General features: G+C 60.5%; 19 protein-coding genes and 1 tRNA gene. 7 read left to right on the forward strand and 13 right to left on the reverse strand.

What is annotated here, in order from left to right:
- Positions 1 to 8 precede the first annotated feature (8 nt).
- Genes ATO7_RS08750 through ATO7_RS08760 form a run of 3 tightly spaced genes read left to right on the forward strand, consistent with a single transcriptional unit; the run spans position 9 to position 4,729 of the window.
- The gene (locus tag ATO7_RS08750) at positions 9 to 1,325 is read left to right on the forward strand and encodes a flavin-containing monooxygenase (protein ID WP_083561297.1); all 1,317 of its coding nucleotides are present in this window, start codon (positions 9 to 11) and stop codon (positions 1,323 to 1,325) included.
- On the forward strand, positions 1,322 to 2,248 hold the full coding sequence (locus ATO7_RS08755) for an SDR family oxidoreductase (protein WP_083561298.1): 927 nt from the start codon (positions 1,322 to 1,324) through the stop codon (positions 2,246 to 2,248). The genes ATO7_RS08750 and ATO7_RS08755 overlap by 4 nt, the downstream gene beginning before the upstream one ends.
- Positions 2,249 to 2,281: 33 nt before the next feature.
- Positions 2,282 to 4,729, forward strand: coding sequence for a penicillin acylase family protein (locus ATO7_RS08760; RefSeq protein WP_083561299.1), 2,448 nt, complete (start codon positions 2,282 to 2,284; stop codon positions 4,727 to 4,729).
- Between the two features lie 4 nt (positions 4,730 to 4,733).
- Here the strand turns inward: ATO7_RS08760 and ATO7_RS08765 are convergent, their stop codons facing one another.
- Together ATO7_RS08765 and ATO7_RS08770 are read right to left on the reverse strand one after the other, a co-directional pair.
- Entirely contained in the window at positions 4,734 to 6,473 is a 1,740-nt protein-coding gene (locus tag ATO7_RS08765; protein ID WP_083561300.1) for a potassium/proton antiporter, read from the reverse strand.
- A gap of 102 nt (positions 6,474 to 6,575) precedes the next feature.
- Positions 6,576 to 7,403 carry a hypothetical protein gene (locus ATO7_RS08770; RefSeq protein ID WP_158523124.1) on the reverse strand — a complete coding sequence of 276 codons (828 nt, stop codon included), beginning with the start codon at positions 7,401 to 7,403 and terminating at the stop codon, positions 6,576 to 6,578.
- Between the two features lie 86 nt (positions 7,404 to 7,489).
- On the opposite strand from ATO7_RS08770, the gene modA reads away from it, so the two are divergent.
- The gene (modA, locus tag ATO7_RS08775; protein WP_240499450.1) at positions 7,490 to 8,248 is read left to right on the forward strand and encodes a molybdate ABC transporter substrate-binding protein; all 759 of its coding nucleotides are present in this window, start codon (positions 7,490 to 7,492) and stop codon (positions 8,246 to 8,248) included.
- Positions 8,249 to 8,275: 27 nt separating this feature from the next.
- On the opposite strand, the gene ATO7_RS08780 is transcribed toward modA, so the two are convergent.
- The 3 genes from ATO7_RS08780 to ATO7_RS08790 all read right to left on the reverse strand — a co-directional run bounded on the left by ATO7_RS08780 (position 8,276) and on the right by ATO7_RS08790 (position 13,785).
- Positions 8,276 to 8,698: a hotdog fold thioesterase gene (locus tag ATO7_RS08780; RefSeq protein WP_083561302.1), complete on the reverse strand. Its 423-nt coding sequence runs from the start codon at positions 8,696 to 8,698 to the stop codon at positions 8,276 to 8,278.
- A 168-nt stretch (positions 8,699 to 8,866) separates the two neighbouring features.
- The gene (locus ATO7_RS08785) at positions 8,867 to 11,197 is read right to left on the reverse strand and encodes a hypothetical protein (protein ID WP_146680242.1); all 2,331 of its coding nucleotides are present in this window, start codon (positions 11,195 to 11,197) and stop codon (positions 8,867 to 8,869) included.
- 14 nt (positions 11,198 to 11,211) lie between these two features.
- Positions 11,212 to 13,785, reverse strand: a complete 2,574-nt coding sequence (locus ATO7_RS08790) for a carboxylesterase family protein (RefSeq protein WP_146680243.1) — start codon at positions 13,783 to 13,785, stop codon at positions 11,212 to 11,214.
- 100 nt (positions 13,786 to 13,885) lie between these two features.
- Between ATO7_RS08790 and ATO7_RS16955 the strand changes: the two genes are divergently transcribed.
- A complete protein-coding gene (locus ATO7_RS16955; protein WP_158523125.1) occupies positions 13,886 to 14,542 on the forward strand; it encodes a TetR/AcrR family transcriptional regulator in 657 nt (218 codons plus the stop codon).
- A 1-nt stretch (position 14,543) separates the two neighbouring features.
- On the opposite strand, the gene ATO7_RS08800 is transcribed toward ATO7_RS16955, so the two are convergent.
- From ATO7_RS08800 to ATO7_RS08815, 4 genes are all read right to left on the reverse strand, one after another.
- Positions 14,544 to 16,685, reverse strand: a complete 2,142-nt coding sequence (locus ATO7_RS08800; RefSeq protein WP_083561306.1) for a molybdopterin-containing oxidoreductase family protein — start codon at positions 16,683 to 16,685, stop codon at positions 14,544 to 14,546.
- Positions 16,686 to 16,767: 82 nt separating this feature from the next.
- Positions 16,768 to 17,583: an SDR family NAD(P)-dependent oxidoreductase gene (locus ATO7_RS08805; protein WP_083561793.1), complete on the reverse strand. Its 816-nt coding sequence runs from the start codon at positions 17,581 to 17,583 to the stop codon at positions 16,768 to 16,770.
- 8 nt (positions 17,584 to 17,591) lie between these two features.
- Positions 17,592 to 18,446, reverse strand: coding sequence for a DUF4437 domain-containing protein (locus ATO7_RS08810; protein ID WP_083561307.1), 855 nt, complete (start codon positions 18,444 to 18,446; stop codon positions 17,592 to 17,594).
- A 42-nt stretch (positions 18,447 to 18,488) separates the two neighbouring features.
- Positions 18,489 to 19,478, reverse strand: a complete 990-nt coding sequence (locus ATO7_RS08815) for a zinc-dependent alcohol dehydrogenase family protein (protein ID WP_083561308.1) — start codon at positions 19,476 to 19,478, stop codon at positions 18,489 to 18,491.
- A 100-nt stretch (positions 19,479 to 19,578) separates the two neighbouring features.
- Here ATO7_RS08815 and ATO7_RS08820 point away from each other — a divergent pair, with 100 nt between their 5' ends.
- Entirely contained in the window at positions 19,579 to 20,481 is a 903-nt protein-coding gene (locus ATO7_RS08820) for a LysR family transcriptional regulator (protein ID WP_083561309.1), read from the forward strand.
- Here the strand turns inward: ATO7_RS08820 and ATO7_RS08825 are convergent.
- The 4 genes from ATO7_RS08825 to ATO7_RS08840 form a co-directional block, all read right to left on the reverse strand.
- A complete protein-coding gene (locus ATO7_RS08825) occupies positions 20,465 to 20,935 on the reverse strand; it encodes an arsenate reductase ArsC (RefSeq protein ID WP_083561310.1) in 471 nt (156 codons plus the stop codon). The genes ATO7_RS08820 and ATO7_RS08825 overlap by 17 nt on opposite strands.
- Positions 20,932 to 21,966 carry an ACR3 family arsenite efflux transporter gene (gene arsB / locus ATO7_RS08830; protein WP_083561311.1) on the reverse strand — a complete coding sequence of 345 codons (1,035 nt, stop codon included), beginning with the start codon at positions 21,964 to 21,966 and terminating at the stop codon, positions 20,932 to 20,934. The genes ATO7_RS08825 and arsB overlap by 4 nt, the downstream gene beginning before the upstream one ends.
- Positions 21,967 to 21,969: 3 nt before the next feature.
- Positions 21,970 to 22,284 carry an ArsR/SmtB family transcription factor gene (locus ATO7_RS08835; RefSeq protein ID WP_083561312.1) on the reverse strand — a complete coding sequence of 105 codons (315 nt, stop codon included), beginning with the start codon at positions 22,282 to 22,284 and terminating at the stop codon, positions 21,970 to 21,972.
- 169 nt (positions 22,285 to 22,453) lie between these two features.
- Positions 22,454 to 22,544 (reverse strand) — tRNA-Ser (locus ATO7_RS08840).
- Positions 22,545 to 22,692: 148 nt separating this feature from the next.
- Between ATO7_RS08840 and mltF the strand changes: the two genes are divergently transcribed.
- Positions 22,693 to 24,132: a membrane-bound lytic murein transglycosylase MltF gene (gene mltF / locus ATO7_RS08845; protein WP_158523126.1), complete on the forward strand. Its 1,440-nt coding sequence runs from the start codon at positions 22,693 to 22,695 to the stop codon at positions 24,130 to 24,132.
- Positions 24,133 to 24,210: the final 78 nt, after the last annotated feature.

Below are 24,210 nucleotides of genomic sequence, written 5' to 3' on the forward strand. Positions count from 1 at the left end.
TCTTCCTAATGTACGCCATCATTGGTGCCGGGCCGACAGGTTTAGCCATGGCACGCAACCTTCACAAAGCAGGCCTGCCCTTTCGCGGTTTCGAAATTCATGCCGATGTTGGCGGATTATGGGACGCGCAAAGCCCGACCAGCACTATGTATGAGTCGGCTCATCTGATCTCCTCCAAGCGCACGACCGAATTCGAGGAGTTCCCGATGCGCGATGAGGTGGCACAGTACCCACATCACAGCGAACTCAAGCGCTACTTTCAGGATTATGCGCGGCACTTCGAGTTGTATCCGCATTTCGAGTTTGCCACCGAAGTCGTCCGTGCTGAACGCCATGGCGAGCAATGGGATCTCACCACGCGTTGTGATGGCCAGGAGCAGACCCGCCGCTTCGACGGGCTGATGCTGTGCAACGGCACTTTGCACGAACCCAATCAGCCACCACTGCCCGGCGCGTTTAGCGGCCAGGTGATGCATTCCAGCGCCTACAAAAGCGCACAGATGCTTGATGGGAAACGCGTCCTGATCATCGGCTGCGGAAACTCGGGTGCCGATATCGCTGTGGATGCCGTACACCGTGCCGCCAGTGTGGATATGTCGCTGCGCCGCGGCTACTACTTCTTGCCCAAATTCGTGCTGGGTCGACCGATTGACACGCTCGGCGCCGGCCAGATGGCCCTGCCGCGACCGCTCAAGCAGTTCATCGACGGCACGCTCATCCGTGCCCTGGTCGGCAAACCATCCAACTACGGCCTGCCCGACCCGGACTACAAACTGTATGAAGCCCATCCGGTGCTGAACTCACTGCTGCTGCATCACGCCGGGCACGGCGATGTGACGATCCGCCAGGACATCAAGCACTGTGCCGGGCCACAGGTCAGCTTCATCGATGGCAGCTGCGCCGAGTACGACCTGATCATTCAGGCCACTGGCTACAAGCTGCACTACCCTTTCATCGACACAGACGAACTGAACTGGAAAGGCGCAGCCCCACAGCTGTATCTGAACTGCTTTCACCCCGATTCCGACAACATCTTCATGATGGGCATGATGGAGGCCGCCGGGCTGGGCTGGGAAGCACGCAATCGTCAGGCCGAGCTGGTTGCACTGTACCTGACACAGCTCAAGCGTGGAGCCGCATCAGCCAAGCGCCTGCAAAGCGACAAAGCGCGTTTGGCCGGTAAACGCCTGGATGGTGGTTACGCCTATCTCAAGCTTGAGCGCATGGCCTATTACGTCAACAAACAGGCCTACAACAAAGCACTCAACGCGCGCATTGCCGCGTTGAAGGCTGATCTCCCCAAACAGAGTGAGCAAGCCGCATGAATGTCCTGGTTACCGGCGCCGCCGGCTATATCGGTCGCCAGGTTGCCGAGCGACTGGCTGCGCATCACCGGGTGATCGGCATCGACCTGCATGGAGACGAGAACGCCAGCTTTGACCTGCGTGCAATGGACATCCGCGATCCGGCCCTGCGTGAGTTGATCGTCGACAACGCCATCACTCATGTTGTGCACCTCGCCGCCGTGTTGGAATTCAGCGGCGACCGCGCGCGCGATTTCGACATCGATGTGAATGGCACCCGCAACGTGCTTGAGGCCTGCCTGGCCGGTCAGGTGACCCACCTGAGCGTAACCAGCAGCGGCGCTGCCTACGGTTACCATGCCGACAACCCGGCCTGGCTTCGCGAGACCGATGCCCTGCGCGGCAACGTTGAGATGCCTTATGCCGATCACAAGCGCCAGGTTGAGGAACTGCTTGCCGAATACCGCGCCCAACACCCGCAGCTGACCCAGCTGGTGCTGCGTGTCGGCACCGTGATCGGCGCAGGCACGCACAATCTCATCAGCAATCTCTTCGACAAAAAGCGCTTGCTTGGCGTACGCGGGCACGACTCACCCTTCGTATTCATCTGGGACCAGGATCTGGTCGGCATCATCGAACACGGCGTCACAAGCGGTCGCGGCGGCATCTTCAACGTCGCCGGAGACGGCGCGCTGACGCTCGACGAGCTCGGCCAGCTGACCAACAAAAGAGTGCTCAAGCTACCGGCGGCGCTGATCATTGCCGGGCTGCGTATTGGCCGCAGGCTCGGTATCAGCCGTTATGCCCCGGAACAGATCAAGTTTATCCAGTACCGGCCGGTGCTCGACAACCACGCGCTGAAAAATGAGTTCGGCTACGCCCTGCAGAAGACCTCACGCGAAGCCTTCTTGCATTTTCGCGACAACGCGCTCAAAGCACGCTGAGGCGCGCGGATAAGCCACCCTAAGGAGACCCTCATGCGCTCATGCTGCCAGCTGACTCTTGCCCTGCTGATGGCGCTCGGCCTCTTGGGTTGTAACGGCGGGCGTCAAACGCATCCAGACCCGGGCGACGCCGCGCAGAACACGCTGAGTACGATTACACGCACTGCCGGCGGGGTGCCGCATATCGAGTCAGAGAGCTGGTTCGGGCTCGGCTACGGCTATGGCTATGTCGCGGCCAAAGACGCCATTTGTCGCATCGCGGAGTTCTACGTTACTGCCGCCGGTGAACGTTCACGCTACTTCGGCGGGGACAATGATTTCCCCTTTCCGGCCAATGGTTTCACATACAACAACCTGAATAGCGATTTCTTCTTCAAGCTGATTCGCGCACAAGGCACAGTGGAGCAATTGGCCAGCGAGGCGCCACCGCTGGGGCCTGATCGAGAAATTCGCGCACTGTTTGCCGGGCATGTCGCCGGATACAACCGCTACCTGGCTGAAACCGGCGTTGACGGGATCAGCGATCCCAACTGCCGCGGCGCGGCATGGGTCCGCCCCATCAGCGTTGATGATGTGTTTCGCATGGCCTACACCCTGGCCATCTTTGCTGGCTCGGCGGCGTCGGTGGACGGCATTGGCGGTGCCGCACCGCTCCTTAATGCCAGCGCGGACGATGTGCCGGCGATTCTCGAAGGTCTCCGCAATGCACAGGACTGGCATCCGGGGGGCCATCTGGCCAGCAACGCCGTGGCCATCGGTCGTCAGGCCAGCGTCGACGGCACCCCGATCTTGCTTGGCAACCCACACCAGACTTTCAACGACTCCGGCATTTTCTACCAGGCCAGTTTCCGGATTCCTGGCGAGGCTGAGCTGTCCGGCACCACCTTTCTTGGCCTGCCTTTTGTCGTGATGGGCAACAACCGCGACGTAGCCTGGTCACATACCACCTCGTCAGCATTTCGCTTTACCCCGTACCAAATGCTGCTGGCGGGTTCGCACAGCTATGTGATCGACGGTGAAGTCGAAGCCATGCAGGCCTGGCCATTGCAGGTCGAGAGTCGCCAGGACGACGGCAGCCTGCAGCGCGTGGAACGGACCCTCTACACCACACGCTTCGGCCCGATGGTGACCAACATCGCGGGCTTGCCGCTGTTCGTCTGGACGCCGGTGTTGGGCTTCGCGCTGGCCGACCCGAATGCGCACAACATGCGCTACCTCAACCATTTTGTAGCGCTGGCCAAGGTCAAATCAGTGCGCGAGTTTGAGGCGCTGCTGGATGGTTTGCAGGGCATCCCGTGGGCCAATACCGTTGCCGTTGACCGCGCTGGCGAGGCCTTCTATGCCGACATCACGGTTGCCGCCAATGTCGACGATGCCAAAGCCGTGAGCTGTGGCTCTGTTGTGGGGCTGGTCACATTCCCCTTGCTGGGCCTGCCCGTCATGGATGGCAGCCGCTCCGCCTGCGCCTGGGACAACGACCCCGATGCGGTGGCACCTGGGATTTTCGGCCCCGCGCGGCTGCCACGCCTGTTTCGCGACGACTATGTAAGCAACTCCAACGACTCCTACTGGTTATCGCACCCGGACGAACCACTCACCGGTTTTCCACGCATCCTCGGAGAGGAAGGCACGGAGCGACGGCTGCGTACACGCCTGGGTTTGAACATGATTGAGGCACGGCTGGCCGGCACCGACGGCTTCACAGGCCGCGGCTTCAGCCACGCCATCATGAAGGACTGGTTGTTTTCCTCGCGCCAGTATCTGGGCGAGATGTGGCGCGACGATCTGCTCAGCCTGTGCCAACAATTGGGGATGGCTGTCGGCACCCAAGGACCGATCGATATCGCCGATGCCTGCCCGGTTCTTGAGGGCTGGGACCTGACCACCAACCTGGATTCACCAGGCGCTTTGCTGTTCCGACGCATCGCCGGACGTCTGCTTGGGCAAACGCTACCCTCTGGCACCACGACCCAGACCCGGCTGCCCGGAACCAGTGCTTTTCTGATCCCATTCCGTCCGGATGAGCCGATCGACACGCCCCGCGGCCTCAACACCCTGCTACCCAGCGTGCAGGCCGCACTGGCCGATGCGGTGGCTGAACTCAAGGCTGCCAACATTCCCCTGGACGCGACACTGCGCGACTACCAATACATCGAACGCGGCGGCCAACGCTTTGCGTTGCACGGCGGCATCGACCGCATGGGTTCGTACAGCATCATGAACATCGAATGGGACCCGCAAAAGGGCTATGCCAACCCCTATCACGGCAACACCTACATGCAGGTGGTGAGTTTCCCGCCACAGGCGTGCCCGCGGCTCTCAACCCTCACAACCTACTCTCAGTCACCGGACCCAAGTTCGCCTTACCACACCGACCAAACCGCAATGTACAGCGACAAGCAATGGCTGGAGGTGCCCTTTTGTGCCGACGCCATCGCCGCACAGGCGATCGAAACAATCCACCTCAGCAGCAGCCCGTGACATCTCACCGAGTCATGCGGGCCGGAGTCGCGTGCGGTTCCAAACCGATGGCCACCGTAGCGATGCGTGACCCGACCATGTCGTCGATACTCAAGGTGACCCCATCACGCACGATCGTGGCGCCCTCAACCGGCTGACCGTCCCAGGCGTCGCGTAACATCTGATCCAAGTTCAGCTCACCATCACCGGACAGCTGCACACCGTAAGAGCGCTGGAGTGCTTCCAATGTGGTCATGCCTTTGAGCCGCAGCACGGCGTTGCCGGGCAAAGCATCGCGGCTGACTTCTGCGGCATCTGACAGCACACAATCCACAAACACGCGCGTTTCAGCGCGCAGCACCACAAACATGTGGTCACCGGCTTGCAACAGGGTGGATCCTCGCGGTGGAATGATCGCGCTTTTGCGCGTGATCATGGCCACGACCACACTGTCTGGCAAAGCGATCTCGGACAGCCGGCGCCCGGCGGCCCGCGACTCTTGCCCCAGCGTGTACTCCACGATGTCGGCATCCACATCATCCAGGGCCGTGATCTCCAACGTTGCTGCCGGCACTGCTGGCGGCGGCTCCGCCAGTTTGAGCCGGCGCGCAACCAAAGGCATCAAAGACCCCTGGATGGTGGCCGAAAGCAGCACCACAAAGAACACCACATTGAAGATCAAAGGCGCGCCCGGCAAACCGAATATCAAAGGGAAAATGGCCAGAATAATCGGCACAGAGCCGCGCAGACCGACCCAGGAAACCAGCGACATCTCACGCCAGTTGTAGCCCAGCGGAGCCAGCAACAAGAGCACGGCCAAAGGACGGGCCAGCAGGATCAGCACCAGGGCAATGATCAGGCCCTGCAGCCAGACCTCGACCAAGGCACTGGGATTCACCAGCAAACCCAACATCACGAACATCACAATCTGGCTGAGCCAGGCCACACCGTCGTGAAACAGAAACGTGCCGCGCTGAAACACAAAGCGACTGTTGCCGATCACAACGCCGCTCAGAAATATCGCCAGGAAACCGCTACCTCCCAGATTGGCTGCCAGGCCAAATGAGAACAGTCCACAGGCTGCCACCAAAACCGGATAAAGCCCTGAGGCATCAAGTTTGATGCCGTTGATCATGCGTAACGCCGACCACCCCACAGCCAGGCCAACCGCCGCGCCGATACCCATCTGCAGGATAAACAGATGCAACAGCCCGGCCCCCAGCGGGGCATCGTTGATCAGCACCTCCAGCAAACCAACGGTGAGAAAGATCGCCATGGGATCGTTGGAGGCGCTCTCGATCTCGAGCATAGACTTCAAGCGCGACTTGATATGCACACCGGCGTTGCGCAGCAGGGAAAACACCGCCGCCGCATCCGTTGAACCCACGATGGCACCGAGCAGCAAACCCTCGAGCAAGGGCAGATCCAATATCCATGCAGCAGTCAGCCCGGTGACACCGGCGGTGACCACCACCCCAACCGTGGCCAGCAAGGCCGACGGCTTCCAGACCCTTTGGATTGAAGCCAGAGGCGTGCGCAAACCACCGTCGAACAGAATCATCGCAAGGGCCAAAGTGCCCAGGGCATGGGCTGCCACCGGATTGTCAAAGGCGATACGACCGATACCATCCTCGCCGGCCAGCATACCGACCAACAGAAACAGAACCAGAACGGGCAAGCCAAGCCGCGCCGATGCCTTGCTGGAGGCAATTCCAAGCAGGATCAGAACAGCGGCAAGCAGAATGATGCGGTCTATGGTGAACATGGCACGCAGGGAGTAGTGACAGGGTTGGACATTGGGAACGTGTCTTGCGAAGCCACGCCGCCATCATGCGACCTAGCAAAGCTGGGGCCAGTTCAACTCAATTCAATCGGCGTCCACAGATTCCATGCCAATGTACTGATGGATCGCGTCGATAGCCTGCTCAACGCGAGCCAGCACGGCCGGCGCTTTGAAGCGTGCATAGTCAACCCCTTCGGTCCAGCCGTAGATACTCTTAATCAGAGCCTGCGGCGTCCGTACGAAGTGATCAATATCAAACAGAATCTTGGCGTACTCGCTGCGCGTCGGCACCACATCAAGCACTTCGAACAGATCGGCCAGTCGCTCCATGGTTTGGGCCATGCGCAAGCCACGCCCGAAGTCCTCGGGCACATAGGCAGGGCGCCCACTGCCGGCCGCATCGACCCACACACGCAGGCTCAATTTCTGCAGCGAGTGATACACCGGTTCTTCCGAAATCACGAACAGCAATAGCTTGTCGATGTTGGCCTGGGCCGAGGTATCCAGGTAGTGCCATTCTAGAGTTTTGACGAACTCATACACACGCAAATGCTGGGCAAATGTGGTGCGCTGCAACTGGTCGAGGATCACGATAGTCCGTTCACCTTCGCTCAGCGCACTGCCTTCGCTCATGACCCGATCAAACGGATCAATCGGCGGGTGTTGGGCTTGGCCGGTCGATGCCGCTGCGTCACTGGATTCATGCTGGGCAAAGTCGTGATACAGCACGTGCGGCACGTCCATCGCCGCTGCCAGAGCGTTGGCAAAGGCCGTTTTGCGCCGGCCCGGCTCGCCGGTGATATTGAGCGTGCGCGCGCTCTGCGCCGGTCGCTCCAGCAACAGACGCAATGGCAAGGAGTAATCCTCGTTGGTCTCGAAGCCGAATTCGGCCATTCGTTGGGTCAGGGACATGACAACAGGATAGGTAATCCGCCGCATGCGGCAAAGTCATATCGTGGCGTATTGATCCGCCTGTGTGCATCCGCCAAGCTGGCGCCATGATGACGCGACCCGCCAAATTGATCGGCTTGATCTGTCTGTTCAGCGTGCTGAGCTCAGCGGCACGGGCAGACAGCGCCCACGTTGCGGTGGCCTCCAACTTCGCGCCGGCCCTGAGTGAGATCGCACAGGCCTTCGAACAGCAACAGCATCATCACCTGAAGATCAGCCCCGGTTCGTCCGGAAAGCTGTACGCCCAAATCATTCATGGCGCTCCGTTTGATGTGTTTTTCTCAGCCGATCAACGCAAACCGATCGCACTACAGGAGCGCGGCATCGGCAACCAGCGCCAGACCTATGCCACCGGGCGTCTGGTGTTGTGGAGCCTGCGCGACGACCTGACACTCGAGCATGCCCGCGCGCTAACCGCGCAGCCGTGGCAGCGTCTGGCCTTGGCCAATCCGCGACTTGCTCCCTACGGCCTGGCAGCCACACAGGTGCTTGAGCACTTGGGGCTGCACGCGAAAACCCGCGCGCGCTGGGTGCAGGGCGAGAACATCGCCCAGACTTACCAGTTTGTGGCCACCGGCAATGCTGATCTGGGCTTCATCGCGCTGGCACAGTGGCGCCAGCAGGCTCCGCCCAACCGCGGCCACGCCTGGATCATTCCATCCAGCTGGCATGACCCGATTCACCAGGATGCCCTGTTGATCACCGACAATGCCGCAGCGCGGTCGCTGCTTGAATTCATGCGTTCAGCATCCGCACAAGCCATCATGCAGCGTTACGGATACGCGCTTGAAAGCCCGCCAGAATAAGCGCTGCGAAGGGCGTTTAATCCGCCCTCAGCGGTGCGCCACAACCGCCATGGTCAGGCGGCTGACACACACCGTACGCCCCTGATCATCAACAATATCGATGGCCCACACTTGAGTCGTACGGCCAATATGCACCGCACGCGTCGTGGCCGTCACCCGTCCGCTGGTTGCGGCTCGCACATGGTTGGCGTTGATATCCAGACCGACCGCGTAGTGCGTCTTCGGATCCAGGCACAGGTTGGCTGCCGTTGAGCCGACTGACTCGGCCAGCACCACGGAGGCACCACCGTGCAACAAGCGAAACGGCTGAAAAGTGCGCTCATCGACCGGCATGGTTGCACACAGGTAGTCATCACCAACCTCGCTAAAACGAATATCCGTAAGCTCCAGAATGGTGCCCTTGGAGCGTGCGTTCATCTCATCCAGATTGGGTGTCGTGTGCCACATCATGTGCGTCTGCCAGTTGTTCGTTTGACTATGAAAACGGCGCCTCCAGGGCGCCGTTTGCGAGAGGGCGGGCGACACCGCTGCGTGGCGGATAGTCAGCCTGCCCGAATCTCCGAGGTTAGCACGCGGCCAGCGCCTAAAGGCGAGCCAACTGCGCCACGCAGCGCAGATTTACCGCCCGGCTCTAGGCCTGACTATCGGTAACAGCAGCAAGATCAAACCAATCAAAGCGAGGGGCAGACTCATCGCGCCGCCACGCCCCGGTGCCGCACCAGCACGCGCTTGCACAGGCTGGTATTCACCCACCTCTCGCGCCGGCACCTGACACCCATACGCCCCCTGATTTTGCGGGTGTGCGGCGGTCAGGTAGTCCTGCCCCTGGCACACATCAATCATTTCACCGGTGAGCAAAAAGTGGGCTTCCTGCCAACCACCGGCCGGCTCGTCACGCGGGTGACCGTGCGGGTCGCCACCCTCGTCTGCCGGAATGTTGCCGTTAGGTGGCTGGGCGTTGCCGCTGTCCCAGTAGATCAGTGCCGAACCCTGGTACGGATAGCGGGCGGTTTCGGTGTAATACGGCAGCTCCTCCCAGTGACGCCCGCCCGGTAGGCCGGGCAGCATGATCGGCGCACCTATGGTGCGAGCAAACACTTCGGCTGCGTGATTGCTGACCTGATGATCGGAAAACGCAACTTGCAGCATGACCTCATGCGGTGGTGTATCCGGCAGCGGGTCCGTGGTCAGGCGATGAGCATAGCCATTGCCCTCGGCGCGGTCCCACAGCATCTGGATCAAGGCCAGCACCAGTTGACGCTCTATCGGGTCACGGTAGGCCAGATAGTTGGGAATGCCATACGCCCCTTCCCAGTCGACCGACCGCTGCAACAGGGTTGAATAGTTGATACCTGGCACCCCGAGGATGCCGCGATCAATGTCCGGCGACAGCGCCATCATGGCCGGCCCCATGATGCCGCCCTGGCTGTTGCCATCGAAGAACACGGGGGTGTCCTTTGCGGTGGCTGTGCGAATCAATGACGGCGCCGGGGTCGCACAATCCTCGTTGGCCTGAAAGCACGGATGAGTGGCAAATCCGTCCGGATGAGTTGCAGCCCGCGCCAGGTACAGGAAGTTGATAAAGCCCTGCTGCGCCCGATCCGCCAGCGTCGGGAAAAATGAGATGTCGGCCAGAATCAATACGATATTGACCAGATCCTTGGTCGACATACCCCACCAGTCCGCGCCGCACGGTAAAAAGCCGAAGCGACGCGGCCACTGGGCATCCTGAATCTGCCCCTGGCTGCCCACCAGACCATGACCATAAGTCATGGGGTAGCTCGGTCCCTGATCCAGCGGCACATCGCAGGTGAACTGGAAGCGTGTGGTCGGAGACAGCGGGTTGATTGCAGGCAACTCGTCAGTTGCGTTGGCGTAATACAGACGGGTCAGTGGCGGCGCCAGGCCGTCACCAATCGCGCTGCCGGCGGTGCCCAGAAGATCCTGTGGCAGGTTAAGAAAGTTGGGCACACTGACCGTGCCGACAACCCGGCGTACGCGCCCATATTCACCTTCATCCAGCACCTCGTGGCTGCTCACCGAAAACACCGGCGCCTGTCCCTGCACAATGCCATCACCCATACTGGTATCGCCCAATTCGGCGAACGCCAGATTGCGCATATGCAAAGCACGGCCCGTGATCGATTCGGTTGATGCGGTCGTGAAATCCCAGGCCAGATACAGCTCCTCGCGTGCGATGCCCGCGCGGGCAAGGTCGTCGAACACGCGCTCCATCGCAGCAACGCGTGCATCATCGGTCTGGCCGTCGCGATAGGCGGCAAAACGGCTTTGCGCCGGGATAACCTCACCCTGGCCGTTGCGCAGATTGCGCAGTGCAACCACATAGCGGGTGGACGGCTGCAGATTGACCGCAGGGCGCAGAATAAGGCTGCGCCGCGCATCCGTGGCATCCGGGTGCGTATCCAGCTCCGACCAGAACGGATGACGCTCGCCAGTAGCGGTATTGAGTAACACGATCGGTGCATCGACCCACTGGTAGCGGGCAATGTCGGCGATATGATCGCGATGATCAAAGCTGCCCTGGATATTCGGTTCGCCTGCAAACGGCTTGTTTTGGGTGCCCCAGGTCTGGTGCAGATCCAGGCCCGGCACGTAGGTCAGAATCGGACTGCCAAAAGAGAACCCATCCTGCCGATTCCACTCCTGCGTATTCACCGTTTTGCCCAGTTCCAGACCTACACCTGGGACATCCAGCAAGTTGGCCGGCGTTGCGTTGCTGGGGATTTGCACACGCTTGCCGGTCACGCTGGCGGCATCATCCTGGGTGTAGAAATCGCTGGGAAACGGCAGCATGCAATGCGCCGGATCAAGATCGTTGCAATCTCCCGGCAAACGGATCGGCAAGGGCAGTTGCGCATGTGCGGGCCACAGCATCAGCAGCAAACTCAGCTGCAATGTGATGAGTATGTGGTTCCTGAGTGTCTTCATTGTGCTTGCTCTGTTCATGGCAACAAGATTTCCAAAGTGTGTTCGCCCGCCGGCACGTCCACCAGCCACAGCGATGAGGCCCATTGCCCGGTGCTCTGCCCGTTCAGGCGCACCTGTGCTGTGCGCGGCACGCCGCGCAATCCCAGGCGTACAGCGCCATCGGTAGTGACTTGGCCCTGCGCCAGCTGCGGCAAATTGAGCCGCATGGCCTCGATATCCAGATTGAGTGCCGCCACGTTGGTCAATGTGAGCTCAAAACGGTTCTGCAACTCGGCAGCCTGCTCGTCTATCCAGTCCAGCCCCTGCCGCAGATACGGCGAAACACTGTTACCCGGCGACACCACCGGCGTGCTGGGCAAACCGAGACCGTTATCGCTGTCCAACAGCGGTGGCGCGGTGCTGTAAAGGGTGGCCGGCAGCGCCAGGCTCACAGCATCGACCAGGGCGTACACGCTGTCGTCGCAAGGCGCTGGGGCCTGCACATCGCAACCCGCATCATCACGCACCCGAATGTCGTCAACCCACCAGGCCCCGTCAGGGCGAAAATCGAACTGGGTCCGCGTACCTGCGCCGTACAGGGTGGCGCGGTTGTTATTGATGGTACGAACCAGCTCAGGAACAATTTTGTAGGTGACCTGACGTGGCGCCGGATTGCGCTTGAACGCGGCCAGGTATCGGGTTCCCTCGGCCCATTCATCGGTGATCGCCTGGGTGTAGTGCTCATACGCCGGCAAGGTATCCATGCGATGGCGGTAGCCCAGTTGATTGAGCGTCAAAGCTACGGGCTCGATGCTGACCCACGGCACCAACTCATCAATCAGGCCATGGTGAATCACGATCGGCAGGTGGCGTGCGTTTTCCAGCAGATGCGCACCGCCCGGCAACGCACTGCCAAAGTGAACCCCGGATGTGCTGTAAGCCGCGGCAAACAGGTCCGGATACATCAGACCAAACATGTAGGTGCCATACCCCCCCATGCTATAACCGGACAGATACACCCGGTCACGGTCGATGCGGGCCAAGCCCTCGGCCGCAAAGGCATGATCCTGCGGCAACCCACGTGCGCCGGTCAGCGTGGTGCCAGCCACATCGGCAAAGACTTCCCAGATGTCCTGGTGCGAAGCTCCCTGATACCAGGACTTGCTGCCACGCCCACGCGGCGTCACCACCACGCTGTCGTTATCGGCACCGTGCTGATGAACAATCCGCGGCGACCAGGCACCGGCGCTGTGCACCATACCGCCCTGGTAGTGCAGCCACAGGGTCAGCGGATACGAAGCTTGCGGATCATAGTTTTGCGGCAAATACAGCCCGTAGGGTTGTTCCAGGGTCTGCTCATAGGGCTCGAATGGATCGGACTCATCGGCATACCCCAATGCCAGCGGATCTTCATGCGAAATCGACGGGTGCGACTGAAAAATGCGTTCGTAGTACCCGCCGGTAGGCTGCCAGCGTTGCGAGCGTCCCAGACGCATACCGACGACATCCAGGGCTACGGCGTATCCGTCGATAGTGCCGTTGTACAGATCAAACGCTTGCGCGCGTTCGTTGTAAATACCGGCCACCGGATCACACGGCACGACGCTGCGGCCATCATCCAAGGCATCGTAGCGATAAGCCAGATTGGCCGGAATGTAAGTGGCTGCATCGTTGTCGCTGGCATCTTCATCAGTCTGGGCTGACAGCACCGTCAACCACACACTGTCGCGCTCACCGTCCAGCAGTGCCCAGGGAATCTCCAGCTCCAAAGCATTGGTGAAGTCCTCCGGAAACCATTGCAGACTCAGCGCATCGCTCGCCAGCAACACACCACTTGGCAGATCAACAAGTTCAGCCCGGTCACGCTGAACCAGCAACAGGCGGTCATAGCGCGTGTCGCTGAGGCCAAGCTGAGGAGCATCAGCACGCACGTCGGGATCAAGATCGAACAGGATGGCGATGACCGGCTGATCGTCTTCGGTGAAACGGCTCAGGCGGGCATAAAAGCTCAGGCCGCGCGCGCCCGCAGCCCAGCGCAGCTCGGTGAAGTCGCGTGGTCCGCGGATGTCCGTGGCATCACCATAGTGACTGGAGGCACCCAGCGGCGCTGGCAAACCGAACTGATCGCCCAGGGCCTGAAACAGCTGATCCAAACGCTCAACCCGCGGGTAGAGCTGCTGCAGCCCCTCATTGAGGCCGTAGCGCAGAGCATCTTGCCCATCGTCGGCGCCCCAGGCATCAAACAGAAAATCGGAATAGATGTGCTCTCCACGGTCATACACCGCCAGGCCACCCAGACGTGGTGCCTGCCCCTGCCAGTCGTGGACATGCCCATCACGGGCAGAGGGTTGCTCGGTGGGTGCTCGAAATTCTTCCAGCACGCGCAATCCGCCACGCCGCTGGACCTCGGACAATCCCGGTAACCGGTCAGGCCCAGCGGCAAACGCACCGATATTGTTAGCGGCACCGCATTCAGCAGTCTGGTGCGCCACAAACAAGGCGCTGGTGCCCACAACAGGTGCAGCAGACTCGGCCACTCGCCCACCCTGGCAGGCGCTGACAACCACGGCGACGCACAGCAGCACGCCACATTCCCGAAAGCGGATCATCGTGTCTCCTCTATTTACAACTTGTTATGGCGACCGATGTTACATCAATGTAACTTACGTGTGTGTAATACTTTCTGCTGACCCTGCCGACGCGCCGAACATGAGCACCGCCATCCCCCAGAAGACAGCGCCCCCCACGCCCCGGCGCCTGCCACGCGCGCAGCGCCAGGCTCAGCTGATCGCACATGCCGAGCAGCTTTTTGCAACCAAGGGATATCAGGGCACCTCGATTGAAGACATCGCGCGGGCTGCTGGCGTGACCCGCCCTATGGTCTACAACTGTTTTGGCGACAAGGACGGGATCTATCTTGCGTGCCTCAAAAACGCACGCACTCAGTTGGAGCAGCACATGCTCAGCGCCGTAGCGCAGGCAAGCACGGCTCAATCACGCCTGCGTGCAGGCTTCGATGCTTACTTTGCATTCGTTGAGGATCAGGGCGCCGCATGGGATGTGCTGTTCGGCGGCGGCGCTGCCATTGCCGGCCCTGCCGAGGCGCAGGCCCGCGACCTGCGCTTTAACACCGTGAACAAGATTGCCGTGCTGTTACAGCAAGATCTTGGGGCCCACTATCCCGCCAGTGCACTGCAGGCTTTCGGCCACGTGGTTTCCGGCGCCGCCGAGCAGCTGGCCAAATGGTGGCGTCAGCATCCGCAGGCGCCGCGTAGCGAGGTGGTCGACACCCTGATGGCCGTCTGCTGGACAGGCTTGGAGCGCCTGGCCGCGAACCACCCAGAGCACCGCCCCAGCAAGCCGTGACTCAGCCCGCCCGGCGGACTACCAGGCGGTGCGCCAGCATGATCGCCTGACCACTCACCGGCTCCAGGTGCGCGCGGCTATCCGGCAGCGCCTGATTGATATTCATGCCCGGCAAGGCACGCGCCTTGGACAGCCCGGAGTGTTGATGCCCCCAGCCATGTGGCACGCACACCACTCCCGGCATCAAATCCTCGGTCAGCTTTGCCGGCAATTCAACGGCAGCGGTGCCGCCCACCACAACGGCGTCGCCGTCAGCCACCCCCAGCATTTGTGCGTCGGCCGGATTCAACAGAGCCTGGATTCCGCTGTCGTGTTTGATGCGCCGGACGTTATGCATCCACGAATTGTGCGAGCGGCGTTCGCGCCGCCCTATCACACGCAGACCTTCGCCAGACGCTTCATAGATTTTGCAGGCTGCGTCCAAGCGCGGCAGATCGGCCATCAGCGAGTCTGGCGCCAACTGCAACTTGCCATCGCGGGTCGGCACACGCCGCCCCAGAAAGGATGCACCCGCTGCAGGCGGCAGACGCACACCCTGCGGATGGCGTTTCAAAGTCGCCAGGCTGGTTTGACCGCCAAGCTTGAGCAACAAGGCCAGCAAATGGTCGGGTTGGTAAGCGGGCAGGCCCGGAACACGGTTGTAGAGCTGCAACACACGCCCCAGCCCATTCATCAGTGTGGCGCCCCAAAAAGACGCCCCACTGGCCAAGGCCAGCTCAGTGAAGATCCACCATTCAGGCTTACGCTCAAACTTGGGCTTGACCACCGCAGCGGTGTATTGGGCATGCGGTTCCACCTGAAAATTCAGATGTGAAATCGGGAAATCCGAGCGCTCCAGCATGTCCGTGGCAGGCAGCAGGTAATCTGCGTACTCAGCTGTTTCGCTGCGATAGATATCAATGCAGACGAGCAGATCCAGCTTCTCAAACGCCCGGTCCAGGCGATTGCCCGGGATGGAATGGCGGGGATTGCCCGCACTCACAAACAAGGCGCGAATACGCTCGGGGTGGTCAATCAGAATCTCGTCGGCCAGAGTTGCCGCCGGAAAGGCCCCGGCCTCCTTGCCCCATCCATCCTTCAGGGTTTTCTCGCCATGATCCAGCTGATCTTCGATACGTTTGACCAGCGCAGTCATGTCAAACGGGCCCTGCGGAAAAACCAGCCCGCCCTGGGCATCCAGGTTGCCGGTCAGCAGGCTCATCCCCTGAACCAGCCAGTAGGACAGCGAACCGAATGGCCCCATATTGACGCCAGTGGACATGTACAGCACGGCCCCTTCCGCGGCGGCATAGGCTTGTGCCAGCTCACGCGTGCAGGCCGCCGAAATGCCCGTCAAAGCGGCCACTCGCTCGGGTGACCATGCATCCGCAATGTGGGCAAATTGCTCAACCCCGTGGGCGTGCTGGCGGGCCGCACTCAGATCCAGGCGCAGCTCGTGGATCAGCACATGCAGCATGCCCAGCAACAACCACACATCGGTGCCGGGCGTGATGAAATGATGCTCCTTCACCTTTTTGGCGGTTTCCGTGCGCCGTGGATCAACAATCACCACGCGCCCTCCCCGCTCCTCAATGGCCTTGAGCTTGCTCATCACGTTGGTCACGCAAACCACGCTCATCTGGCTGACCTGCGGGTTGCCGCCCAGACACATGAAAAACTGGCAATGCGCCAGATCCGGAACAGGGTGCACGTCGAGCATGCCGTACACCGCCTTGGACACATGGAACTTGTTGTTCAGATCAATCGAGTGTGAGGCGAAGGCATTGGGCGAGCCCAGGGCCTGCATGAAACCGGCCGAATACAGAAAATTCTGCATGCTGAAATTGGTCGGGTTGCCAAAGTAATGGGCAATACTGCGATTGCCATGCTGCTTGCGTAAGCCCCTGACCTGCGCACCGATCTCCTTGATGGCCTGCGGCCAGCTGATGCGCTGCCAATGACCGTCTACTTTCTTTTGCGGGTAGTTGATGCGGTCCGGATCATGGTGCAGGTCGCCGATCGCAGAGCCCTTGATACAGGCGTAGCCCTGAGAAACCGGGTGGGTCTTGTCCGGTCGCACATTGATGACCTGCTCACCATCAAGCTCAACCTCCAGACCGCAATGCGCCTCGCAGATCCGGCAGTAGGTTTTTTGCTGGCGCATGGTGTCGTTCTCGTCACGGGCAGGACTTGCATTCTAGCCGCCACCGGCGCATGTGAATGCAGGCTGGGTGCTCCCACCGACTTCAGGCTGGCGCAACACGCTGCTGCGCCACCCACTCGATGGCCTCCAGCACGGCCAAGCGGCGCGTGCGGTCCAGCGCATCATCATGCGGATCCGCATAGTCGCCGGCATCATTGTCAAAATAGGCAGCGGACCTGATGGGCTCTGCAGATAAGGCCAGACGCGCCAGGATGCGTACCCCGATGGCCAGATCGTGCCCGGCCGCGCCAAACCCCTCACGCACCATCTTGCTGGCCAATAGCGAACCCGGGTTAACCGCAACCATGCTTTGACCATCACGCAGGCCCACCCGCTCGGGCTCCATCGACCACATGGTCAGAGCCAGCTTGCTTTGTGCGTAGGCCGAAAAATCATCAGCGATGGCTTGTTCGCCACGCAGCGCGGCCAGATTGACCGGTGCCTGCGCGGCCGAAGACAGATTGATCACCCGCGCCTCATCCGCCAGGACCGGGCGCAGGGCACGCGTCAACACCCAAGGTGCAACGGCATTGACCATGAAACGCATATCCACGCCATTGTGGGCCATCGCGGAAGCCAGCTTAAAAACCCCGGCGTTATTGACCAGCACATCGATGGTCTGGCCATCACGCACGAAGCGCTCAGCACATGCACGCACCTGATCAAGCTCAGCCATGTCGGCTGCACAGGCTTGCACCTGTTGCCCACCAAACTGCTGCACAAGCTGATCATGAACCCGTGCAAGCTTGTCGCCCTGGCGACCGTGCAAGAACACACGGTGCCCCTGGCTGAGCAAGGCTTTTGCCGTTTCCAGGCCAATGCCATCGGTAGAACCTGTTATCACGATGTTCTTGCGCATGTTCAATCCTATTCGGGGATTTGGCCGTGTTTGACCTGGTACTCACCATTGCTGCGAATGTAGAGCACGCTTGGCTGGTCGCTGGCGGCCGTGATGACATGCCGCGCAACGTCGTCACTGCCGAAATAACTTCCCGGCAACAGACGCGGCACGGATGCAGCGTGATGCTGAACAGCCCCCTTAATGACTACGGCGTGAAACACCGCGCCACGCGCCTCGATGTGGCCCTGAAAACCGGCTGGCAGGCGCACAAACGAGCCATTGACCTGGCCGTCTTCAAAGCGCCCCCATAGATACGCCCGCGCCACACCGGCCTCCTCCGCCACCGGCAACCAGACCACATTGGCGGCATCCACATTGATCGCGCGTTCGCCATTGTCATAAGCCTGTGTCGGTGGTTGCACGCGATACGGACCATGATCGATCTCAACCAGGGCCAGGTTGTGAGCAGCGCTGGCTGCAGTGATATGCACTTCCCCGCGCGGCTGCGTCCAGAATGATCCCGCCCCCATCCAGTGCGGTTGCGCAGCCGGATCATCGTTGTGGATATACCCGTCGATGACCACCGCACGATAGGTCACATTGTGGATATGGGGTGGCGATGAAAAACCCTGAGCGAAACGCGCCAGAAAGCCGGTCGCCTGCGTGCCAAGCCGATCGCCCCACAAGGTGGCCGCGCGCGGACTGGCAGCCCCGCGGGCCGGGTTCAGAGCCTGCCAATGCACCTCCTGGACCGGCACCACGCGGACTTGGCCCTGCGCGCCGCGCGCCGCCCATTCCGGCGCACCCGCCTGGCCATTCAAAGCACTGCAAGCGGTCGTCAGACCGGCCATCAGCGCTGCAAGAACCAGGGTTCTGTTCATACGTCTTTCAGACCTGCTTGCTTTGGACGTCACGATCCGCACTTAAAAGCCCTGCAGCACGATCTTGCCCATGGCCTGACCACTGACCAAATGCCGATGCGCCTGATCAACCTCGGTGACATGAAAATCGGAGCGGTCGATCAACGGCGAATAGCCACCCCCATCGGCAATGCGCGCGATGTCGGTGAGTATGTTCTGGTGAGCCTGGCGCTGATGGTTATGCAGCATAGGGATGAGCATGAACACCACATGAATACTCAGCCCTTTGAGATGCGCCAGCGTCAGGTCAAGATCGAGCATGGATGTGGTCGTCACCACCTGAGCGTTGAGCGCAGCCGCACCAAACGAGTTCAGCATATTGCTGTCACCCACTGTGTCGTAAACCACATCGAAGCCGGCTCCACCGGTGTGCTCGTCCACGTAGTCGGCCACTGCAGTGCTGCGGTAGTTGATCGGCGTGGCGCCCATGGCCTTGATCTCAGCCAATGCGGCGTCGTTGCCACCAGTGGCGTAAACCTCGGCACCACGCTGCACCGCCAACTGTACGGCCACGTGCCCGACACCGCCGCTACCGCCGTGCACCAACACGCGCTGGCCGGCCTGAACGCCGGCGCGCAGCAGCCCCTCATAAGCGGTGATACCCACCAACGGAATCGCCGCAGCCTCACGCATCGACAGGCTGACCGGTTTGTGTGCGAGCAAGCGCGCATCAGCTGCGATGTACTCCGCCAAGCTGCCCGGCAGATCGGCCAAACCTCCGGCGCAGCCGTAGACCTCGTCGCCCGGTTTGAAGCCCTCGACACCCGCACCAATCGCGACCACGATGCCGGCGAAATCCATACCTAGGATAGCCGGTAGATCGGGCGACATCGGCAACGCCTTGCCTGCCGCGCAGATTTTGGTATCGACCGTATTCACGCTGGTCGCGGCAATACGAACCAGCACCTGCCCCTGCTCGGGCACCGGCTGAGGGACGTCGCGCTGCTCAAACTGTGGGTGCGGCGCGTACTGCGTGAGCATCATGGCTTTCATGCGAATGTCCTGTACGTGTGACGATGGCGGCACTTTACGCAGCACAGACAATCAATAGAATCAGGCCAATAACGAAATCATTATTTGGATTCATTTGATAATGGACACACAAAGCCTGCGCCTGTTCGTGCGCATCGCCGCGCTGGGCTCGATCACCGCCGCCGCGCGTGACCTCTCACTCTCGCCCGCCAGCGCCAGCGCCCGTCTGAGCAAGCTGGAAGACAGACTGGGTACACGCCTGTTCCGACGCACCACGCGGGAAGTCGCGCTGACCACCGATGGCGCTGACTTTCTGCCTTACGCCCAGGATGCGCTTGAGGTTCTGCAGGCCGGTATGGCCAGCGTATCCGGACAGACCGAGCGGGCCCACGGCTTGCTGCGTATGACCATGCCGGGCTCATTCGGGCGCATGTACATCATCCCTGCACTGGACCAGTTCCAGGCACGCTACCCCGAGGTCCGTTTGGATCTGCGCCTGTCAGATGAAGTACTGGACGTGGTTAAAGGGGCCTTCGACCTGATCATCCGCAATGCACCGCTGGAAGACAGCGGCATGATCGCCCGCCAGCTGGCCAGCGACCGCCGGTTGCTGGTTGCCTCCCCGGCTTACCTGGAAAGGTTTGGCTCACCAACATCGCCCGCCGATCTGACCGCACATCGAACCATCACGTTCCCAGGCGAGCCGGTCTGGCGCTTTGCCCATGGCGACAGCGTGCGCGTCGATGCCTACACCACGGTGAATGATGGCGAAGCCATGCGCCAGCTGCTCGAAGGGGGCGCCGGCATCGGCATCAAATCGCTCTGGAATGCCTGTGCCAGTCTCAACGCCGGGCGACTGGTCCCGGTGCTCGAGGACTATCCTTTGGTCACGCGCTCAGCCATCTGGGCGGTGCATCCCAGTGGGCGTGTAGTCGCACCCAAGGTGCGTGCGATGATCAATTTTCTCAGCGCACTGTTTTCGCCGCAGCCACCTTGGGAACAATCATTCATGCAGGGGCAGTAGTCAGCTTCTGCAGCGCTGCAGACCAGTTCTCACGCTCAAGCACAGCAATTTTCTCGAGGCCCTCAACCCTTTGCCGAATCAATGCGATGGTGTGGCGAAACGCGGCTGCTGCTTGTGCCTCATCACCAGACAGTTTGGAAGGATCTTGCAACCCCCAATGCAGCTTGATCGCCTTGCCAAACCAAACCGGGCATGACTCACCTGCGGCTGAGTCACACAAGGTGATAACAACATCCGGCTCAAAATCTTCAAAGTCGTCCCACGATTGGCTTTTCAAGCCTGCGGTTGCAATCCCGGCCTCCGCCAAATATTGCAGCGACAGCGGATGGACAACCCCAGCCGGCTGACTGCCTGCGCTGCGCGCGGTCAAATGCGGCTGCGCAAAGTGGTTGGTAATCGCTTCAGACAAGATGCTGCGGCAACGGTTATGTGTGCAGATGTAAAGTATTTTCACGACTTGTTCAGTCCTCGTTCGTACCACGGTTTGGTGGCGTTGACGATGCGCACTACAGAGAGCATTACCGGCACCTCAATCAGCACCCCGACCACGGTTGCCAAGGCCGCACCGGACTCGAAACCGAACAACGCGATGGCCGCAGCCACAGCCAGCTCGAAGAAATTACTCGCCCCGATCAGCGCAGATGGCGCGGCAACACAATGCGCCTCCCCGGTCCAGCGGTTGAGCAGATAGGCCAACCCCGAGTTGAAATACACCTGGATCAGGATGGGCACGGCCAGCAAGGCGATGATCATGGGCTGCGCCACGATCTGCTCACCCTGAAAACCGAACAACAGAACCAGGGTGATCAGCAAAGCCATAATCGAGAGTGGCTGGAGCACATCCAGCACGCGCTGCAAACCTGCTTCGCCACCGCTTGCAAGCAAACGCTTGCGCAGCAGTTGGGCCAGAATCACCGGCACCACAATGTACAGGCCCACTGAAAGCAGCAAGGTGTCCCAGGGCACGGTGATGGACGCCAACCCCAGCAACAAACCAACGATGGGGGCGAACGCGAAAACCATGATCACATCGTTAAGCGCGACCTGACTCAAGGTGAAATGAGGTTCACCATCTGACAGGTTGCTCCACACAAACACCATCGCCGTACATGGCGCAGCCGCCAGCAAAATCAAACCCGCGATGTAAGAATCAATTTGCTCGGCTGGCAAGTAGTCGCGAAACAGCGTAGCGATGAAGATCCACCCCAGCAGGGCCATTGAGAACGGCTTGACCGCCCAATTGATGAACAGCGTCACACCCATACCACGCCAGTGTTTCTTGACCTGGTTAAGCGCGGCGAAATCAATTTTGACCAGCATCGGGATGATCATCAGCCAGATCAGACCTGCTACCGGCAAATTGACTTTGGCGACCTCAAGAGTGCCTAGAGTCTGGAATACAGCGGGGAAAAAATGCCCCAGAGCAATGCCAACCACAATGCAGGCCGCAACCCACAGACTCAGATAACGTTCAAATATAGACATGGTTCAGCTCGACGCAACCTCACATACACTGCCGTCGCCGCCGCAACAGTTCTCGGTCAGAAAACTCAGCAGTTCATTCATCGCCGTGAAATCCACGGAATAGAAAATGAACCGACTTTCCTGACGCGCCTGAATCAGCCCGGCGTTCTTCAGCTCCTTAAGATGGAAAGACAAGGTCGCTTGCGCCGTGCCCAATGTTTCGGCCAGCAGCCCGGGATTGAGCCCATCCGGCCCCGCCTGCACCAGGGCTCGAAAGACAGCCAGACGGGTTTCCTGAGCAAGTGCGGCCAGACGCAACGTAGCAGTTGAATTATCCATGTTTCTATTATTATCAAATTATTGAATTTTGCCAAGGCTGGATGAACGCACCGTAAAACCACACCTGACCGCCGTCACCCCACAGGGCCGCTCGAATTGAGACAAAGGGCCAGCCCAAAAAACAAAACGCCCTCGCAATCGGAACCGATCGGGAGGGCGTTTGTTGTATTGGCGGAGAGGGTGGGATTCGAACCCACGGTACGCACGAGGCGTACACTTGATTTCGAGTCAAGCCCGTTCGACCACTCCGGCACCTCTCCTGGATGTGGTCACCCGCATCAGCGGGGCGCGCAAGTTTACGGTATCGCGACCGGCTTTCCAATCCACTGTCATTTTTTGCCTATACAATCGAGGGCTTGTCCCGCCCCAGCCGCAGTTTGCGTGATACGAACTCTGAGGAAACCGCTGTTGCATGTCTCAGTCCTGGCTCTGTTCGCCCTGGAACTGAGTTTGCTGAGCACCTGCTCCCCCACCGTTTCCAAACTCGATCAGATCAAGCAGCTGGGCGTATTGCGTGTGGCCACCATCAACAGCGCGACCACCTACTATGAGTCGGGCGACGGGCGAACCGGCTTTGCCTACGATCTGGTCTCGCAGTTTGCCGAGTCGCTGGGTGTAGCGCTTGAGATACGCGTGGCGGCTTCTGGCGCAGCCGCGCTCGAAGCGGTGTCGCAGCAGAAAGTTCACCTTGCCGCAGCCAATCTCACGATTACCGACAACCGCTCAAAGAACATCTTGTTTGCTCCGGCCGTGCGCGAAGTGACACCACAGCTGGCCTATCACATCGGCAGCGGCAAACCCCGCTCACTAGACCGACTCAAAGCGCCATTGCGCATACCGGAAGAATCCGCTCACGCCGAACTGATCGAAAGTATCGCCTCGGCCCATCCCAAGTTGAGCTGGGAAACCGTGCCCGATGTCAGTTCGGAAGATCTGTTGGCGCAGGTTGGACAGGGCGAGATTCTCTATACCGTCGGCGACTCCGACCTGATCGCCATGACCCGGCGCTATCACCCCAAGCTGGGTATCGCGATGGATCTGGGCGAGCCCAGCCGCAAGGCCTGGGCTTTCCGCCATCACCGCGACTCCAGCTTGTTCAACGAAGCCACTCGCTTCCTCACCCAGCTGCGTGTATCCGGCGAACTGGAGAAGATAGAAGACCGCTATTTTGGCCATGTCGACCGGCTCGACTTCGTCAGCAGCCGTTCACTCTCACAACACATCGAAGAACGCTTGCCGCGCTTTCGCAAGCTGTTCGAGCAAGCCGGCAAAGACACCGGCGTGGACTGGCGCCTGCTCGCGGCCATGAGTTACCAGGAATCGCACTGGAATCCCAAGGCGGTCAGCCCCACAGGCGTGCGTGGCTTGATGATGTTGACCCGCGACACGGCGCGCTACATGAAAGTCAGCAACCGGACGGACCCGGCGCAGAGCATCGACGGTGGTGCACGCTATTTCCGCCTTCTACTCGACCGCCTGCCTGACGAGATCCCCCTTCCCGACCGTGTGTGGATGGCGCTGGCCTCTTACAACATGGGCTACGGCCACCTGCTCGATGTGCGCAACCTGACCACACTGCGCAACGGCGATCCCAATGCCTGGGTGGATGTGCGCAGCAATCTGGGCCTACTGACCCAGCCCAAATGGCACAGCCAGACAAAATACGGCTACGCCCGTGGCAAGGAGGCGGAAGTCTATGTCGGCAATATCCGCACCTACCTGGATGTGCTGACCTGGATGACCCGCGGCGAAGACACCAACCGTGATGCGGCGCTGGCCACCCCGCGCAAAAAAGCCCCCGAATTCATGGGCCCCAGCCCGCTGGAGATCGACCTGCCGCTGTTGTAGGCGCTCCGGCGACGGGCAATAATGCGCGGCGCCACCCTCCCATGCCTTGCATGGGCCACTTCCCGATGTGCCTGGTAC

It is taken from the genome of Oceanococcus atlanticus, assembly GCF_002088235.1.
Taxonomy (GTDB): domain Bacteria; phylum Pseudomonadota; class Gammaproteobacteria; order Nevskiales; family Oceanococcaceae; genus Oceanococcus; species Oceanococcus atlanticus.

What these genes read in the sequence shown, in the direction of transcription:
- ATO7_RS08750 (WP_083561297.1), top strand. Translation starts at nt 9, where the DNA reads ATGTACGCCATCATTGGTGCCGGGCCGACAGGTTTAGCCATGGCACGC.
- ATO7_RS08755 (WP_083561298.1), top strand. Translation starts at nt 1,322, where the DNA reads ATGAATGTCCTGGTTACCGGCGCCGCCGGCTATATCGGTCGCCAGGTT.
- ATO7_RS08760 (WP_083561299.1), top strand. Translation starts at nt 2,282, where the DNA reads ATGCGCTCATGCTGCCAGCTGACTCTTGCCCTGCTGATGGCGCTCGGC.
- ATO7_RS08765 (WP_083561300.1), bottom strand. Translation starts at nt 6,473, where the DNA reads ATGTTCACCATAGACCGCATCATTCTGCTTGCCGCTGTTCTGATCCTG.
- ATO7_RS08770 (WP_158523124.1), bottom strand. Translation starts at nt 7,403, where the DNA reads ATGTCCCTGACCCAACGAATGGCCGAATTCGGCTTCGAGACCAACGAG.
- modA (WP_240499450.1), top strand. Translation starts at nt 7,490, where the DNA reads ATGATGACGCGACCCGCCAAATTGATCGGCTTGATCTGTCTGTTCAGC.
- ATO7_RS08780 (WP_083561302.1), bottom strand. Translation starts at nt 8,698, where the DNA reads ATGATGTGGCACACGACACCCAATCTGGATGAGATGAACGCACGCTCC.
- ATO7_RS08785 (WP_146680242.1), bottom strand. Translation starts at nt 11,197, where the DNA reads ATGAAGACACTCAGGAACCACATACTCATCACATTGCAGCTGAGTTTG.
- ATO7_RS08790 (WP_146680243.1), bottom strand. Translation starts at nt 13,785, where the DNA reads ATGATCCGCTTTCGGGAATGTGGCGTGCTGCTGTGCGTCGCCGTGGTT.
- ATO7_RS16955 (WP_158523125.1), top strand. Translation starts at nt 13,886, where the DNA reads ATGAGCACCGCCATCCCCCAGAAGACAGCGCCCCCCACGCCCCGGCGC.
- ATO7_RS08800 (WP_083561306.1), bottom strand. Translation starts at nt 16,685, where the DNA reads ATGCGCCAGCAAAAAACCTACTGCCGGATCTGCGAGGCGCATTGCGGT.
- ATO7_RS08805 (WP_083561793.1), bottom strand. Translation starts at nt 17,583, where the DNA reads ATGCGCAAGAACATCGTGATAACAGGTTCTACCGATGGCATTGGCCTG.
- ATO7_RS08810 (WP_083561307.1), bottom strand. Translation starts at nt 18,446, where the DNA reads ATGAACAGAACCCTGGTTCTTGCAGCGCTGATGGCCGGTCTGACGACC.
- ATO7_RS08815 (WP_083561308.1), bottom strand. Translation starts at nt 19,478, where the DNA reads ATGAAAGCCATGATGCTCACGCAGTACGCGCCGCACCCACAGTTTGAG.
- ATO7_RS08820 (WP_083561309.1), top strand. Translation starts at nt 19,579, where the DNA reads ATGGACACACAAAGCCTGCGCCTGTTCGTGCGCATCGCCGCGCTGGGC.
- arsB (WP_083561311.1), bottom strand. Translation starts at nt 21,966, where the DNA reads ATGTCTATATTTGAACGTTATCTGAGTCTGTGGGTTGCGGCCTGCATT.
- ATO7_RS08835 (WP_083561312.1), bottom strand. Translation starts at nt 22,284, where the DNA reads ATGGATAATTCAACTGCTACGTTGCGTCTGGCCGCACTTGCTCAGGAA.